Origin of the sequence: Methylomonas sp., assembly GCF_023228165.1 — a bacterium.
GTDB lineage: Bacteria > Pseudomonadota > Gammaproteobacteria > Methylococcales > Methylomonadaceae > Methylomonas.
Map to the genome: position 1 here is coordinate 38,511 of NZ_JALOBS010000012.1, position 15,305 is coordinate 53,815.

14 protein-coding genes are annotated in these 15,305 nt (G+C 51.4%); 9 read left to right on the forward strand and 5 right to left on the reverse strand.

Features of this window, described 5'->3' with window-relative positions; genetic code table 11:
• Positions 1-12: 12 nt before the first annotated feature.
• The 4 genes from metH (at position 13) to M0R33_RS10665 (ending at position 6,139) form a co-directional block, all read left to right on the forward strand.
• Positions 13-3,684: a methionine synthase gene (gene metH / locus M0R33_RS10650; protein ID WP_292568585.1), complete on the forward strand. Its 3,672-nt coding sequence runs from the start codon at positions 13-15 to the stop codon at positions 3,682-3,684.
• A 14-nt stretch (positions 3,685-3,698) separates the two neighbouring features.
• Positions 3,699-4,202 (forward strand): TIGR00645 family protein, encoded by a 504-nt coding sequence (locus M0R33_RS10655; RefSeq protein WP_292568587.1) that lies wholly within the window; start codon positions 3,699-3,701, stop codon positions 4,200-4,202.
• Positions 4,199-4,432, forward strand: coding sequence for a glutaredoxin family protein (locus M0R33_RS10660; protein WP_292568589.1), 234 nt, complete (start codon positions 4,199-4,201; stop codon positions 4,430-4,432). The genes M0R33_RS10655 and M0R33_RS10660 overlap by 4 nt, the downstream gene beginning before the upstream one ends.
• Before the next feature lie 186 nt (positions 4,433-4,618).
• The gene (locus M0R33_RS10665) at positions 4,619-6,139 is read left to right on the forward strand and encodes a fumarate hydratase (protein WP_292568591.1); all 1,521 of its coding nucleotides are present in this window, start codon (positions 4,619-4,621) and stop codon (positions 6,137-6,139) included.
• Between the two features lie 30 nt (positions 6,140-6,169).
• Here M0R33_RS10665 and M0R33_RS10670 read toward each other — a convergent pair whose 3' ends face one another.
• Positions 6,170-6,607: a hypothetical protein gene (locus tag M0R33_RS10670; RefSeq protein WP_292568593.1), complete on the reverse strand. Its 438-nt coding sequence runs from the start codon at positions 6,605-6,607 to the stop codon at positions 6,170-6,172.
• 139 nt (positions 6,608-6,746) lie between these two features.
• Complete coding sequence (locus tag M0R33_RS10675; RefSeq protein ID WP_292568595.1) at positions 6,747-7,013, reverse strand: hypothetical protein; 267 nt, start codon at positions 7,011-7,013, stop codon at positions 6,747-6,749.
• Between the two features lie 180 nt (positions 7,014-7,193).
• On the opposite strand from M0R33_RS10675, the gene M0R33_RS10680 reads away from it, so the two are divergent.
• Positions 7,194-7,667: an MEKHLA domain-containing protein gene (locus M0R33_RS10680; protein WP_292568596.1), complete on the forward strand. Its 474-nt coding sequence runs from the start codon at positions 7,194-7,196 to the stop codon at positions 7,665-7,667.
• Between the two features lie 2 nt (positions 7,668-7,669).
• Here M0R33_RS10680 and M0R33_RS10685 read toward each other — a convergent pair whose 3' ends face one another.
• Genes M0R33_RS10685 through M0R33_RS10695 form a run of 3 tightly spaced genes read right to left on the reverse strand, consistent with a single transcriptional unit; the run spans position 7,670 to position 10,905 of the window.
• Entirely contained in the window at positions 7,670-10,060 is a 2,391-nt protein-coding gene (locus M0R33_RS10685) for an ATP-binding protein (RefSeq protein ID WP_292568598.1), read from the reverse strand.
• A gap of 9 nt (positions 10,061-10,069) precedes the next feature.
• Entirely contained in the window at positions 10,070-10,678 is a 609-nt protein-coding gene (gene ribA, locus M0R33_RS10690) for a GTP cyclohydrolase II (protein WP_292568600.1), read from the reverse strand.
• Positions 10,679-10,692: 14 nt separating this feature from the next.
• A complete protein-coding gene (locus M0R33_RS10695; protein WP_292568601.1) occupies positions 10,693-10,905 on the reverse strand; it encodes a hypothetical protein in 213 nt (70 codons plus the stop codon).
• A 68-nt stretch (positions 10,906-10,973) separates the two neighbouring features.
• On the opposite strand from M0R33_RS10695, the gene mnmG reads away from it, so the two are divergent.
• Genes mnmG through M0R33_RS10715 form a run of 4 tightly spaced genes read left to right on the forward strand, consistent with a single transcriptional unit; the run spans position 10,974 to position 15,085 of the window.
• Complete coding sequence (gene mnmG, locus M0R33_RS10700; protein WP_292568603.1) at positions 10,974-12,842, forward strand: tRNA uridine-5-carboxymethylaminomethyl(34) synthesis enzyme MnmG; 1,869 nt, start codon at positions 10,974-10,976, stop codon at positions 12,840-12,842.
• Positions 12,842-13,468: a 16S rRNA (guanine(527)-N(7))-methyltransferase RsmG gene (gene rsmG, locus M0R33_RS10705; RefSeq protein ID WP_292568605.1), complete on the forward strand. Its 627-nt coding sequence runs from the start codon at positions 12,842-12,844 to the stop codon at positions 13,466-13,468. The genes mnmG and rsmG overlap by 1 nt, the downstream gene beginning before the upstream one ends.
• Positions 13,461-14,237: a ParA family protein gene (locus M0R33_RS10710; RefSeq protein ID WP_292568607.1), complete on the forward strand. Its 777-nt coding sequence runs from the start codon at positions 13,461-13,463 to the stop codon at positions 14,235-14,237. The genes rsmG and M0R33_RS10710 overlap by 8 nt, the downstream gene beginning before the upstream one ends.
• Positions 14,234-15,085, forward strand: a complete 852-nt coding sequence (locus M0R33_RS10715) for a ParB/RepB/Spo0J family partition protein (protein ID WP_292568608.1) — start codon at positions 14,234-14,236, stop codon at positions 15,083-15,085. Before M0R33_RS10710 ends, M0R33_RS10715 begins: the two co-directional genes overlap by 4 nt.
• Positions 15,086-15,305: the final 220 nt, after the last annotated feature.

The following is a 15,305-nucleotide window of genomic DNA, read 5'->3' on the forward strand; positions in this document are numbered from 1 at the left end:
TTCTTCCTGCCAATGAACAGCATACAACGATTAAACCAGCAATTAAAACAACGAATTCTATATCTGGATGGCGCCATGGGCACCATGATACAGAGCTACAAGCTGGGAGAAAAGGATTATCGCGGCACCCGTTTTGCCGACTGGACCAGCGATCTAAAGGGTAATAACGACCTGTTGTCGCTGACGCAACCGGACATTATTAAAGCCATCCATAAGGCGTATCTCGAGGCAGGTTCCGACATTATAGAAACCAATACCTTCAACGCTACCAAGATAGCCATGGCCGACTATCACATGGAAGGTTTGGCCTACGAAATTAATGTTGCTTCCGCGCGCTTGGCCAAACAGGCTGCCGAAGAGATTTCCGCATTGACGCCGGACAAGCCGCGCTTTGTTGCCGGCGTATTGGGGCCCACCAATCGCACCTCTTCCATGTCACCGGATGTTAACGATCCGGGTTTTCGTAACATCACTTTCGATGGTTTAGTCGATGCGTATAGCGAAGCTACCGAAGGCTTAATCGAAGGTGGGGCAGACATTATCCTGATCGAAACCGTTTTCGATACCCTAAACGCCAAGGCGGCTATTTTTGCCGTCGAAAACACCTTCGATAAGCTTGGCTATAAGTTGCCGGTGATGATTTCAGGCACGATCACCGATGCCTCCGGACGGACTTTATCCGGACAGACAACGGCCGCGTTTTGGACTTCCTTAAAGCACGTCAAGCCCATTTCCATCGGATTTAACTGTGCCTTGGGTGCGCAGGAATTGCGCCAATACATTGAAGAATTATCCAACATTGCCGACACCTATGTATCGGCTCACCCCAATGCCGGCTTACCTAACGAATTTGGAGAATACGACGAAACTCCGGAGCAGATGGCCTCTGAATTGGCCGACTGGGCAGCTAGCGGTTATCTAAATATCATTGGTGGTTGCTGCGGTACCTCGCCGGATACTATTCGAGCCATTGTCGAGGCCGTGAACAAATATCCACCCCGGCAGATTCCGGTACTGGAAAAACGCTGCCGGTTAGCCGGGCTGGAAGCTATGAGCATAGGTCCGGAAACCCTGTTTGTGAATGTCGGCGAACGCACAAATGTTACCGGTTCGGCCGCGTTCAAAAAATTGATTGTCGAAGAAAATTACGAAGCGGCGTTGGAAGTTGCCAAGCAACAAGTCGAAAACGGCGCTCAGATCATCGACATCAATATGGACGAAGGCATGCTGGATTCCAAAGCTGCCATGGTGCGTTTTTTACACCTGATTGCTGCCGAGCCGGACATTGCCAAAGTCCCCATCATGTTGGATTCATCCAAATGGGAGATTCTGGAAGCCGGTCTGAAATGCATCCAGGGCAAAGGCGTCGTCAACTCTATATCCATTAAAGAAGGCGAGGAAGCCTTCATCAAACACGCCAAATTGGTACGCCGTTATGGTGCCGCAGTGATCGTCATGGCGTTTGATGAACAAGGCCAGGCCGATACCATGCAACGCAAAATCGAGATTTGCACCCGCGCTTACAAGATTTTGACCGAACAAATCGGCTTTCCTCCGGAAGATATTATTTTCGACCCCAACATCTTCGCGGTGGCCACCGGAATCGAGGAGCATAACAATTACGGTGTCGACTTTATTGAAGCGACCCGAATCATCAAGCAGACTCTGCCGCATGCCCTGATTTCCGGTGGCGTGTCCAACGTATCATTCTCGTTTCGCGGCAACAATCCGGTGCGGGAAGCCATTCATGCCGTGTTTCTGTATCACGCCATACAGGCGGGTATGGACATGGGCATCGTCAATGCCGGACAGCTGGCAATTTATGCCGATATTCCAGCGGAGTTACGCGATATCGTCGAAGATGTGATTCTGAATCGCACGCCAGAGGGTACTGAAAAACTGTTGGAAATCGCCGAAAAATATCGCGGCACTGGACAGGTGGCCAAGCAAGAAACCCTGGAGTGGCGGGAATGGCCGGTCGGCAAAAGGCTGGAGCATGCTTTGGTGAAAGGTATTGCCGATTACATCGATGACGACACCGAACTGGCCAGGCAGGAAGCGGAAAAACCCCTGCATGTTATCGAAGGCCCATTGATGGACGGCATGAATGTGGTGGGTGACTTGTTTGGCGAAGGCAAGATGTTCCTGCCGCAGGTGGTGAAGTCGGCCCGGGTCATGAAAAAAGCCGTGGCCTATTTAATGCCGTTCATGGACGCGGAAGTAGACGGCTCCGCCCGCCAAACCAACGGTAAGGTATTGATGGCCACTGTAAAGGGTGATGTACACGATATCGGCAAAAACATCGTTTCCGTAGTGCTGCAATGCAACAACTACGAAGTGATCGACCTGGGTGTGATGGTGCCCGCGGACACTATTTTAAAAACCGCCCGCGAAGAGAAGGTCGATGTCATCGGTCTGAGCGGCTTGATTACCCCTTCGCTGGATGAAATGGTGCATGTAGCCAAGGAAATGCAGCGCCAGGGTTTCACTATTCCGTTAATGATAGGCGGGGCCACCACGTCGCGTGCCCATACCGCCGTCAAAATCGAGCCGAATTATCAGCATCCGACTATTTACGTTACCGACGCCTCGCGTAGCGTGGGAGTGGTCAGTGCCTTGCTCAGCGAGGACTTGAAAGCGGATTTTGTGGAAAAAACCCGGACGGAATATGAACAGGTGCGTGAACGGCACAAAGGCCGCCACGCTAAAAATCCGCAGCTTGATCTGCAAAAAGCGCGGCACAATAAATTTGATTTTGCAGGGTATCAGCCGGTAAAACCCAAGTTCCTGGGTATCCAGGTTATCGATCATTTTCCCCTCGATACCTTGGTCGCGTATATCGACTGGACGCCGTTTTTCCAGACTTGGGAATTATCCGGCCGTTACCCTGCCATTCTTAGCGATCAGGTGGTTGGCGACGCAGCAACCAAGCTGTTTGAAGACGCTCGGGCCATGCTGAAACAGATTGTCGATGAGCAATGGTTGGCTGCTAAAGCCGTGGTTGGCTTCTTCCCGGCCAACAGCATTGATGACGACATTGTGCTGTACACCGACGATAGCCGTACCCAGCAACTGGAGGTGCTGCATCATTTGCGTCAGCAAAACGTCAAAGCGCCGGGACGGCCCAACTATTGCCTAGCCGATTTTATCGCGCCGGTCGGTAGCGGTATTGCTGATTATATGGGCGGCTTTGCCGTGACTGCCGGGATCGGCATAGAAACCAAACTAGCCGAATTCGAAAAAGACCATGACGATTACAGCAGCATCATGCTGAAAGCCTTGGCCGACCGCTTGGCGGAAGCTTTTGCCGAATGCATGCACCAAGCGGTGCGAAAAGATTATTGGGGTTACGCCGCGGAAGAAACCCACGATAACCATGCCTTGATCGAAGAGGCTTATCAGGGCATTCGCCCAGCTCCCGGTTACCCGGCCTGCCCCGATCATACCGAGAAAGCCAAGTTGTTCGAGCTTTTGAACGTGACCGAATCAACGACCATCGAGCTGACCGAAAATTTCGCCATGTACCCGACCGCCGCGGTCAGCGGTTGGTATTTCTCGCATCCCGAGTCACACTATTTCAATGTCGGAAAAATAGATCAGGACCAGTTGCAGGATTACGCCAGGCGTAAAGGGCTGAATATTGAAGTGGCTGAACGCTGGTTGGCCGCGCATTTACACCATTAACCACGGTAAACAGCATGCAATTAGGTCTCGAACATTTTCTGGAGCGCTTGATGTATGCCAGTCGTTGGATCATGGCGCCGGTTTTTCTGGGCATGAGCCTGATTTTATTGATGTTGGCCGTCAAGTTTTTCCAGGAGTTGTATCATTTTGTGCCGCATATTCTGGAGGTTGACGAAGGCCAGATTATTTTGAAGCTGCTGACGTTTATCGATTTGACCCTGGTGGGCAGTTTGACCCTGATTGTGATGTTCAGTGGCTACGAAAACTTCGTTTCCCGGCTGGACATCGGCAGCGAGGCCGAAAAGCTGGACTGGTTGGGCACGCACGATTACGGCTCGTTAAAGCTGAAAGTGGCCACATCGATAGTGGCCATTTCCTCGATCCGCTTGTTGAAAGTGTTCATGGAAGTGGAAAATACCGAAAACGATAAAATGCTGTGGTTTGTGATCATCCATCTGACGCTGGTGATTTCGGCCTTTATCATGGGTTATCTGGATAAGCTTTCCAAACACCGATGAGCGACTTGGTATTGTTTGGCACCGAGGGCTGCCACTTGTGCGAAGAGGCCGAGAATTTGGTCGATTGTGCAGAGTTGAAGGTCGAAAAGCGGGACATTATGGATGACGAGAGCTGGCAGCAGCGTTATGGCATTCGCATCCCGGTGTTACGTAATCAAGCTAACGGCCATGAGTTAAATTGGCCTTTTTCCATTGAGCAATTGCAACTATTTGTAAGTGATTGCGCATAATGTCCGATCACATTGTAACTGATCGGCGAGGTCGTTCACCCCTACTCCCGCAGATTGCCTGCGCGGATGTAGCTGGCAGGGCAACGCGGGAGCAGTTCCGAGGGATTGTTGTGCTTTGGGCTGAATAGTTACCTTAACTTTTCAGGTTAAGGCGGTTTATTGTTCCGAATTATTGCAGGATTAGCCATGACTACCATTCGCCAAGACGATTTCATCCAAAGTATCGCCGACGCTCTGCAGTACATCTCGTATTATCATCCGAAAGATTTCATCGACGCGCTATTTGCCGCGTATCAAAAGGAGCAAAGCCCGGCCGCCAAGGACGCGATGGCGCAGATTTTGATTAATTCGCGCCTGTGCGCGGAAGGCCGACGACCGATTTGCCAGGATACCGGCATCGTTACGGTGTTTTTAACAATCGGTATGGAGGTAGGTTGGGATGCCGAGCTGGGCGTCAGCGAAATGGTCAACGAAGCCGTGCGACGGGCTTATCTGCAGCCGGATAACGTGTTGAGGGCCTCGATTTTGTCCGACCCTGCCGGTAAACGTATCAACACCAAGGACAACACGCCGGCGGTAATACATATGGAGGTGGTGCCCGGCGATAAAGTCGAAGTGGAATTGGCGGCCAAGGGAGGTGGTTCGGAAGCGAAATCCAAGTTCGTCATGCTCAATCCTTCCGACAGTATTGTCGATTGGGTAATGAAAACCGTGCCGACCATGGGAGCTGGCTGGTGCCCTCCGGGTATACTCGGTATCGGCATCGGCGGTACGGCGGAAAAAGCCATGCTGTTGGCCAAACAGGCTTGCATGGGTTCGATAGACATTCAGGACTTAATCGCTCGCGGCCCCGACAATGCGCTGGAAGAATTGCGGCTGGAGCTGTATGAAAAAGTCAATGCGCTGGGTATAGGCGCGCAAGGTCTGGGGGGGCTGACCACGGTGTTGGATATCAAAATTCTGGATTATCCGACCCATGCCGCCAATAAGCCGGTGGCGATGATTCCCAATTGCGCCGCTACTCGCCATGCGCATTTTGTGTTGGACGGTTCCGGTCCGGCTTTGTTGACACCTCCCAAGCTGGCGGATTGGCCACGGATCAGCCAGGCGGACGGAAATGCGCGGCGGGTTAATATCGATCTATTGACTGAACAAGACATTGCCGCATGGAAGCCGGGGGAAGCCTTACTAATCAGCGGCAGCTTGCTGACCGGTCGTGACGCCGCACATAAGCGCATCGTGGACTTGCTGACCAAAGGCGAGCCGTTGCCGGATGGTGTGGATTTTAACAACAAATTTATCTACTACGTCGGGCCTGTCGATCCGGTACGCGATGAAGTAGTGGGTCCCGCCGGGCCGACCACCGCGACACGCATGGATAGTTTTACCGAGATGGTGCTGGACAAAACCGGCCTGTTGGGCATGATAGGCAAGGCCGAGCGGGGACCGGCAGCCGTCGAAGCAATTAAGAAGCATCAGTCCGTCTATTTGATCGCGGTTGGTGGCGCGGCGTATCTGGTGTCCAAAGCCATTCGTAAAGCCCGTATCGTGGCCTTTCCGGACTTGGGTATGGAAGCCATACACGAATTTGTGGTTGAAGACATGCCGGTCACTGTGGCCGTCGATAGTCGCGGTGATTCCATTCACAATACCGCGCCGAAGCTCTGGCAGGCCAAAATCGGCAAAATTCCGGTGACGGTGGAATAGCTTGGCCGGCTGATGGATGTTGAGTGCCGTTTAAAGCGTAATATCGGTTTCCCAGCCTTTGATGGTTTGACTTGCGGTAAAGGTTTTTCTTTGTGCGGTGATATCGCTTAGTTGCAAATCCGAACGTCTGCGTTCTTTACGGCGTCTGTCGGTTAATGGTTGACGGCCGTTGCTACGCCTGTCATTGCCTTGAAGCCTTAAATAATATTCGGCAATATTGATAGGCTTGCCATTCAGTGGCTTTCTGTTTAGCTGCTTGATAACGCGCTTGGCCACTGTGTCGGGTTCTATGCGGATCAGGGCATTGAATTCGGCTTTATCCGAATTGGCTGCCTGTAGCATTTGAATGCTGACCTTTTCCAGGTTGCCGGCTTTTGAAAATATTCCGCCCTTCAGGGCGGGACTGATAAATGACTCAATATCGCGAATCAGGGTGGTATGGCTGATTCTTTTCAGAATTAAGATCATGTTGCTACACCTTTTAAGAATCCGGGCTGATTTAATCCAAATGAGGTAGGCAGTTACTTACGAATTAATAGCGACATCGAAGCGATAAACTTTAGGGCGGGATATGCCGCGGCATATCTATCCGCCCAAGTTCGCGGCACTATTCGGATAGACGTTTACTGATGCGCTGATAGGTATCTTTGAGTTCGTCGCCTACGATTTTTGCTTTAGCGATAAAATCTTCCGATGTTTCGATGGAATCGTCAGCGATTTCGGCCGCCTTTTGCTTAATTTGCTGCCAATGCTGTTCGGCCTGCTGGAACTCATCCTTGGCTTCCAGGCTGGCCAGATGCAGTTTCAGCTGCAGTTCTTCGCGCTCGGTGTTCAGTTTGGAGAGCAAATTTTCGAACTCGTTTTGTATGGACATGAATCACCTCAATTAGTTATAGCCGAGCGTCAACTACAGCAATCGACAGTTGCTACTCGGCAAAGTTTAGTCCCTATCAGGGGTAAATGGATATTTTTAATCTAATGATAATATTCGGACAGTTTTGCCAAGCAAATAGGCCTTTAATGATCATCAAAATCAACCATGTCGGATAAAAAAATGCAAAAAATCCTCGAGCCTTGCGAGGGCAATAATTTTTACCGGGATCATGTCGCTATGATGATCGACAGTTATCATAGCTTGTTGCATCGGTCTTTTTTGAAAAACATCCGCGCGGATAGCGTCGGGCGGCAGGTGTTTAGCGCCGAATTTGCCGTGCTTTCACACAATACGGACCCGGATCCTTTGTTTAACTACGCCAATCGAAAGGCCTTGGATTTGTTTGAATTGAGTTGGGACGAACTGATCGGCATGCCCTCGCGCCTGTCGGTAGAGTCCGAAAATCAACAAGCCCGCGAACGTTTGATGGCGGCGGTCACGGATAATGGTTTTGTGGAAAATTATGCGGGTATTCGCGTTTCAAAAACAGGCCGGCGGTTCCGGATCAACAATGCGGTGATTTGGAATGTTTATGACCGACACGGCGTGTATAACGGACAGGCGGCTTGCTTCAGCGATTGGGTATATTTGTAAGCCTAACCTGTCTCGGTGTCCTTGTCGTCATCCGATGACATGTCGGATATTTCCTTCAGTCGCTCAACCGCCTTAAAGTTGATGCTGCCTTCCGGGTACTGGCCCTCGGCATTCATGCTGCCGGCCTCCTGATTCATCAGTAAACAGAGGGCTTCGTCGACATCGGAAACAGCATAAATTGTGAATAAACCTTGTTCAACCGCATCGATTACCTGTTGATTTAACATCAGGTTCGGCTTATTCGACGTGGGGATGATGACGGCTTGCTTTCCGGTCAGGCCGCGCGCCGCGCATAAGCTGAAGAAACCCTCGATTTTTTCGTTGACCCCGCCTATGGCTTGCACTTCGCCGTATTGGTTAATGGAACCGGTCAAGGCCATGCCTTGATTGATTGGAATCCTGGTAAGCGCGGAAATCAGACAGCACAACTCGGCCAATGAGGCGCTATCGCCGTCGATATGCCCGTAGGATTGTTCCATGGCGATACTGGCGGAAATGGCCAGGGGAAACTGTTGCGCATAACAGTGGCCGAGATAGCCGCTCAGAATCATCACGCCTTTGGAATGGATGGGCTGGCCCAGTTCCACTTCCCGTTCGATGTCGACAATACCGCGCGAACCGGGATGCACCGTAGTGGTGATACGGGCCGGCGCACCGAAGCTGCTGCCGCCGATATCCATAACGGTCAGACCGTTGACCTTGCCAATCGCCTCGCCGTCCGTGTCGATCAGAATGGTGCCTTCCAGCATCTCTTCCAGAATGGCTTCGGAAATGCGGCCGTTACGTTGCTCGCGGGCCGACAGTGCCAGTTCGATCTCGGTCTTGTCTATGCTGGCGGCTTTGGTTTGATTAGCCAGTAAATTCGCCTCGGCAATGATTTCCAGGCAATTGTTGACGTGGGCGGATAAACGGTTTTGGTTTTCCGCCAGTCGGCAGCTATGTTCGATCAAGCGTAGCAGTGCCGCGTCGGTTAGCGGTTTGGCGCCGGAGTCCCGAGCCTGTGTGATCATCAGTTGAGTGAATTGGGCGATATGGTCCGGAGTGCGCTTGATATGGTCGTCGAAATCGGCCAGTACCCGGAACATCTCATTGAACTCGCTATCCATTTCTTCCAGCAAATAATAGATGTCGCGCGAGCCGACCAAAATGACTTTTACGTTTAACGGAATGACTTCCGGTTTTAGCGTGATGGTATTGATCCCGAGTTCCGAATACGGTGATTCAATTTCGATTTTGCCGGCTTGCAGCGCCCGTTTCAAACCTTCCCACACGAAAGGATAAGTGAGGATTTTTTCCGCATCCAGAATCAGGTAACCGCCATTGGCGCGGTGCAGAGAACCGGGACAGATGCGCCGGTAATTGGTGACCAGCGTGCCTTGATCGCTGAGGTATTCGATACGGCCGAACAGGTTTTGATAAATGGGATGCGGCTCGTAAATGACCGGGGCGCCGTTGGCGTCGTGCTTGCAGTCCACCAGAATATTGGGCAGATATTGCTCGGTAAGCACCAAGCGTTTGGCCAGGCTTTCGCGGCTCTCCTGGCTGCGGCTAGGCATTAAAAAGTCGCTAATGGTGTTGCTGAGATTTTTTTCGACTTCGGCCAAGTAAGTAATGACATCGTCAACGTTTTGATACTTGCCGTTGAGCGAGGCGAATAGAGGCTCTAGGGCGAGTTTGATGGTATCGGTATCCAGTTGGCGCAGTTCTTCCACCAAGCTGCGGCGCCATTGCGGCAACTCCAGCAGTACATCGCCCAGATATTCTTCCAGTTCTTCGGTGTGTTGATGGAAGGCGTCACGTTCTTCCTGAGGCAGCAAGGTAAATTGCTCTTCGTCCAGGGCTTTGTCGTTGCGTATCGGTAGGAAGGTAATGGCGTCACTGTCGCGATAAAGGGCTACGCTCATCGCACGGGCTTTGCTGTCAACTAGATCGATGGCGGCGTTGTAACGCTGATTGAAACGGCGTTCGATCGCGGTTTTTTTTTGCTGATAACTGGGGCTTTCGAAAGCGGCCGGAAAGGTGGCCAGAATGTTGTCGATCAGTTTTTCGATGTCTTTGCTGAAGGTGTGGCCCTCACCGGACGGTAATTCCACGGCGACCGGTTCACGAGAATTTTCGAAATTATCCACATAAGCGTAGGAAAGAGGCGATTCCTGTTGCTCGGCATAACCGGTCAAATAATGGCTGACCATGGATAAGCGCCCGGTACCGGGTTCGCCCATCACAAAAATATTGTAGCCCGGTGCTTTCATGGCCACGCCGAAAGCCAGGGCGGATTGCGCGCGTGCTTGTCCAACGATCCCATGATGTCTGGAGATTTGGGCTGGCGTGAGTTCGTATAGGTCAATCGCCAGCTTCAGGTCCGATGGCGGCAGTTTTAAATGTTCCAGCATGGGGAGGTGTTATTTTTTGTCCGGCATTTTTAAAATATGACGCATGCGCTCTACTTTGGTTTTCAAGTAGCCGAGATTGTCGAGATGGATATGGGTTTCGATGGGAATACGGTCGTTGACCTGGATGCCCAGCATGGTCATTTCGTCGATTTTTTGCGGATTGTTGGTGATCAGCGCAATCGAATGCACTTGCAGGCTATTCAGAATCAGCGCCGCAATGTCATATTCGCGTTCGTCGGCCAGATGGCCCAGTTTGATATTGGCGTCGACGGTATCCAGACCTTGGTCCTGCAGATTATAGGCCTGCAGTTTTTTCAGCAGGCCAATGCCGCGGCCTTCCTGCCGCATGTAAATCAACACGCCGAAGCCGGTTTGGTTGATCAGATCCAGCGCCATATCAAGTTGTTCGCCGCAATCGCAGCGCCGTGAACCCAGTACGTCGCCGGTAAAACATTCCGAGTGGATGCGCACCGGCACGTTATCCTTGCCGGCCACTTCGCCCTTGACAAAAGCGACGTGTTCCTTTTCGTCCAGGCTGTTGCTGTAGTAATGCAGGATAAATTCCCCATGTTTGGTGGGAATTCGGGTTTGAACTTTATCTTCTATGGTTGCTTTCACAGAGTTAGAAATCCTTAGTGCGCGGTTTTAGCGGCAAAAGCCGAGCCTTTCTCAATCATTTCCTTGGAAAGGATTGAGAAAGGCTCCAGGCCTGAGTGTTTGGCTTTACGTTGATAGCGGCTTTTATCTTTAAAGATCTGGGTCTTGTTAAACTGGTGGGCAAATTTCGCCACCGGATTTTTTATGGGCTTATCACACAAGCCCTTGGCTTTGTTTTGTTTTCTCATGCTTTTTTCTCCATAAGCTATTAAAATGCCGATTTATTTCGAACCGTTTATTTGAACATAGATTGCCAGTGAAATTCCAGAAAGACTTTGATGTAATTGTAGTGGGCGGTGGCCACGCCGGAACCGAGGCGGCTTTAGCAGCCGCGCGGACGGGTGTGCAGACCTTGTTGTTGACGCAAAATATCGAAACTTTAGGGCAAATGAGCTGCAATCCGGCCATAGGCGGTATCGGCAAAGGACATCTGGTCAAGGAAGTGGATGCCTTGGGCGGTATTATGGCGCAAGCCGTCGATAAGGGCGGCATTCAGTTCCGGATCCTAAACGCCAGCAAGGGCCCCGCGGTGCGGGCGACGCGGGCGCAGGCCGACCGGATGCTTTATAAGCAGGCCGTACGGACGGCGCTGGAAAACCAGCCGAATCTGGCCTTGTTTCAACAAACCGTGTCGGATTTGCTGGTCGAGGGTGACCGGGTAGTGGGGGTCAAGACTCAAATGGGGTTGGAGTTTAATGCCAGAGCCGTGGTGTTGACCGCCGGTACTTTTTTGGCCGGCCGCATTCATATCGGTCTGGAAAATTACAGCGGTGGCCGGGCCGGTGATGCTGCGTCGATTGCATTGGCGGAGCGCTTGCGCGAATTACCGTTCCGGATCGCCCGCTTAAAAACCGGCACCCCGCCGCGTATCGACGGCCGTAGCATCGATTACGGCAAATTGCAGGAACAGCATGGCGACACGCCGCTACCGGTATTTTCATTCATGGGTAACCGTGAGCAACATCCGCGGCAGATCTGTTGCCATATCACCCGCACCAACAGCGAAACTCACGACATCATCCGCTCCGGCCTGGATCGGTCACCGATGTATTCCGGCATTATCGAAGGAGTGGGGCCGCGTTATTGTCCATCGATCGAGGATAAGGTGGTGCGCTTTGCCGAACGTGATTCGCATCAAATTTTCGTCGAGCCGGAAGGTTTGACCACCAACGAAGTGTATCCCAACGGCATATCGACCAGTTTGCCGTTCGATATTCAATACCGCTTTATCCGTACCATGCCCGGTTTCGAACATGCCGAAATTGTCCGGCCCGGTTATGCGATTGAGTACGACTTTTTCGATCCGCGCGATTTAAAAACCTCGCTGGAAACCAAACACATGAACGCTTTGTTCTTCGCCGGTCAGATCAACGGCACCACCGGTTACGAAGAAGCCGCCGCGCAAGGCCTGGTTGCCGGGTTGAACGCCGCCCGGCTGGCGCGGGATTTGGAAAGCTGGTGTCCGGGGCGTGACGAAGCCTATATCGGCGTGATGATAGACGACCTGATCACGCGCGGCACCGCCGAGCCTTATCGGATGTTTACCAGTCGAGCGGAGTACCGCTTACAACTTCGGGAAGATAATGCCGATTTACGCTTGACCGAACAAGGCCGCAGCCTAGGTTTGGTGGACGATGCCCGTTGGCGGCGCTTCGAAGCAAAACGCGAAGCCATTGCTAATCTGCAAGGTAAACTGGCCAAAAAATGGATCAGGGCGGAAACCGACGAAGCCGCGCTGGCTGAGCAGGTGTGGGGCAAAAAGCTGCTGAAGGAAGCCAGTCTGATGGAAATGTTGCGGCGGCCGGAAGTGGATGTCGAAAACCTGCTGCGATTTAGCGACGAGGCCGAAATCGACGAACAAGTCGCCGAACAGGTGGCGATACAAGCCAAATACGCAGGCTATATCGATAGACAGCAAACCGAAATCAACCGTACCCAACGCTACGAGCATCTGAAATTGCCGGATAATGTCGATTACAGCTTGGTGTCTGGTTTATCCAATGAAGTGAGCGAAAAATTGAAACGGCAACGTCCGGAAACGCTGGGTCAGGCCTCCCGGATTCCGGGGATTACGCCGGCGGCGATTTCGCTGTTGTTGGTGCATCTGAAGAAGAAAAGCGCTTGATGGAACGCGGTAGCGAAAAACTGCTTCAAGGTCTGGCGGCTTTGGAGTTAGCTGTTGACGAGTCGCGGCAAGCGCTGCTGTTACGGTTCGTCAAGCTGATTGAGAAATGGAATAAAGCATATAATCTGACCGCGGTACGCGACCCTATCGAGATGGTGAGCCTGCATTTGCTGGATAGTCTGGCCATTTTGCCGCATATCAAGGCGCCACGGATTGCCGATATCGGCACGGGAGCCGGATTGCCCGGTATTCCGCTGGCCATCTGCATGCCGGAATGTCACTTCACTTTGGTCGATTCCAATTCCAAGAAAACCCGCTTCGTGCAACAGGCGATACTCGAATTACAGCTGAAAAATGTGGAAGTGGTGCATAGCCGTGTAGAATTGCTCAAACCCCAGCAGTTGTTTTCCACGGTAATCAGTCGCGCCTTCGCCAGTATGGGGGATATTTTAGATTTAACCGGCCACCTGCTGGCTGACGACGGTATTTTATTGGCTATGAAAGGGCAAATACCTCAGCAGGAATTAGCGGAAATAAGTTTGCGGTACACGGTAATACCCTTGGCAGTGCCCGGCATTGAGGCTGAGCGTTGTTTGATTTGTCTGGAGAAAAGCAAGTATGGCTAAGATTATCGCGGTCACCAACCAAAAAGGCGGGGTGGGTAAAACCACGACCAGCGTTAATCTGGCGGCGGCGTTGGCTGCCACCAAGCGTAAAGTGCTATTGGTGGATCTGGACCCGCAAGGCAATGCCGCCATGGGTTGCGGGGTTAACAAGGATGATATCGAATATTCCAGCTGCGAATTATTATTGGAAGAAGTGCCGGTTTCGGAAATCATACTCAAAAATAAAGCGCTGGGCTTCGATTTGATTCCCGGCAATGCCGACCTGACCGCGGCCGAAGTGCAATTGATGACGGCCCAGCATCGCGAGCGGCGTTTGGCCGATGCCCTGCTATCCATTAAGGATAATTACGATTACATTTTGATCGATTGTCCGCCGTCGTTGAATATGTTGACTTTGAATGCGATGGTGGCGGCCGACAGTGTGTTGATACCGATGCAGTGCGAATATTATTCGCTGGAAGGTTTGTCGTCGTTGATGGCGACCTTGCGAAATATCCGCGATACCGTCAATCCGAGCTTGGTGCTGGAAGGTATTCTAAGAACCATGGTGGATAACCGCAGCCGTCTGGGTAAGGATGTCTCGGATCAATTAATCGAATATTTTGGTGACAAAGTATTCAGAACCACCATTCCCAGAAATATCCGGTTGGCCGAAGCGCCCAGTCACGGTGTATCGGTTCTGGCTTATGACAAAGCTTCGCGAGGCGCGGTGGCATATATTGCCTTGGCCGGCGAGATGATCAGAAAAGAAAAAGCAGCGAAAAAATGATGCAAAAAAAACGCGGTTTAGGACGCGGCTTAAGTGAATTATTGGGCGATGTTGCCGCTGTGCCGGCTCAAGAGAAGTCCCATGATGTGCATACCCTGCCTATCGAATTCATGCAAAGGGGCAAATATCAGCCGCGCAAGGACATGGATCCGGAAAAGTTAAAGGAATTATCGGATTCAATAGCCGCGCAAGGTATTATTCAGCCCATTATCGTGCGCAAAATCGCTGCCGAAAAGTATGAAATCATTGCCGGCGAACGGCGTTGGCGCGCGGCGCAGTTGGCTGAATTGCGTGAAGTGCCGGTGCTGGTCAAGGATATTGACGATCGGACTGTAATGGCGATTGCCTTGATCGAAAATATCCAGCGCGAAGACTTGAGCGCGTTGGAAGAAGCAGAGGCCTTAAGGCGCTTGCAGGATGAGTTTGATTTGACTCATCAGCAAATCGCAGCCGCTGTCGGTAAGTCGCGTACCACGGTCACCAATTTGCTCAGATTGCTGGAGCTGGCGGTTGAAGTGAAAAACATGCTTGGAAAAGGTTTGCTGGAAATGGGGCATGCGCGGGCTTTGTTAGGTTTGGATGAGACCAAGCAAATCGAGATTGCCCATAAAGCCGTCAAGCAAGGTTTGACGGTGCGGGCTGTCGAAAAGTTGGTTCGCGAGCAAAACGAAGTAAAACCCAGGTCAGTAAAAAAAATCGATCCGGACACACTGCGTTTACAACGTGAATTGAGCGAAAGAACCGGGGCAAAAGTCGAGATCAGTCACCAGGACAGCGGTAAGGGTAAATTGATATTCAGCTATACCAGTTTAGAAGAATTGGAAGGCATTATTAAAAAAATAAATTAAAACGTAAGTCCGTGGGGGTAAAAACAACAAAATTAACAGGGTTGTAGCGGTCATTGCGGAGTTTGTAGGGTTTGCGACATAATGTAAGTTCGAAATTTCAAATTAATTCAAGTGTTTAACTAAGTGGCATGTAATTTGTTCTATAAACCGGGGATTGGACACGGTCGCGATATCGAAAAAAGGCGGCTAGCCAATATTGGGCGGGTTGATATTAAGCCAA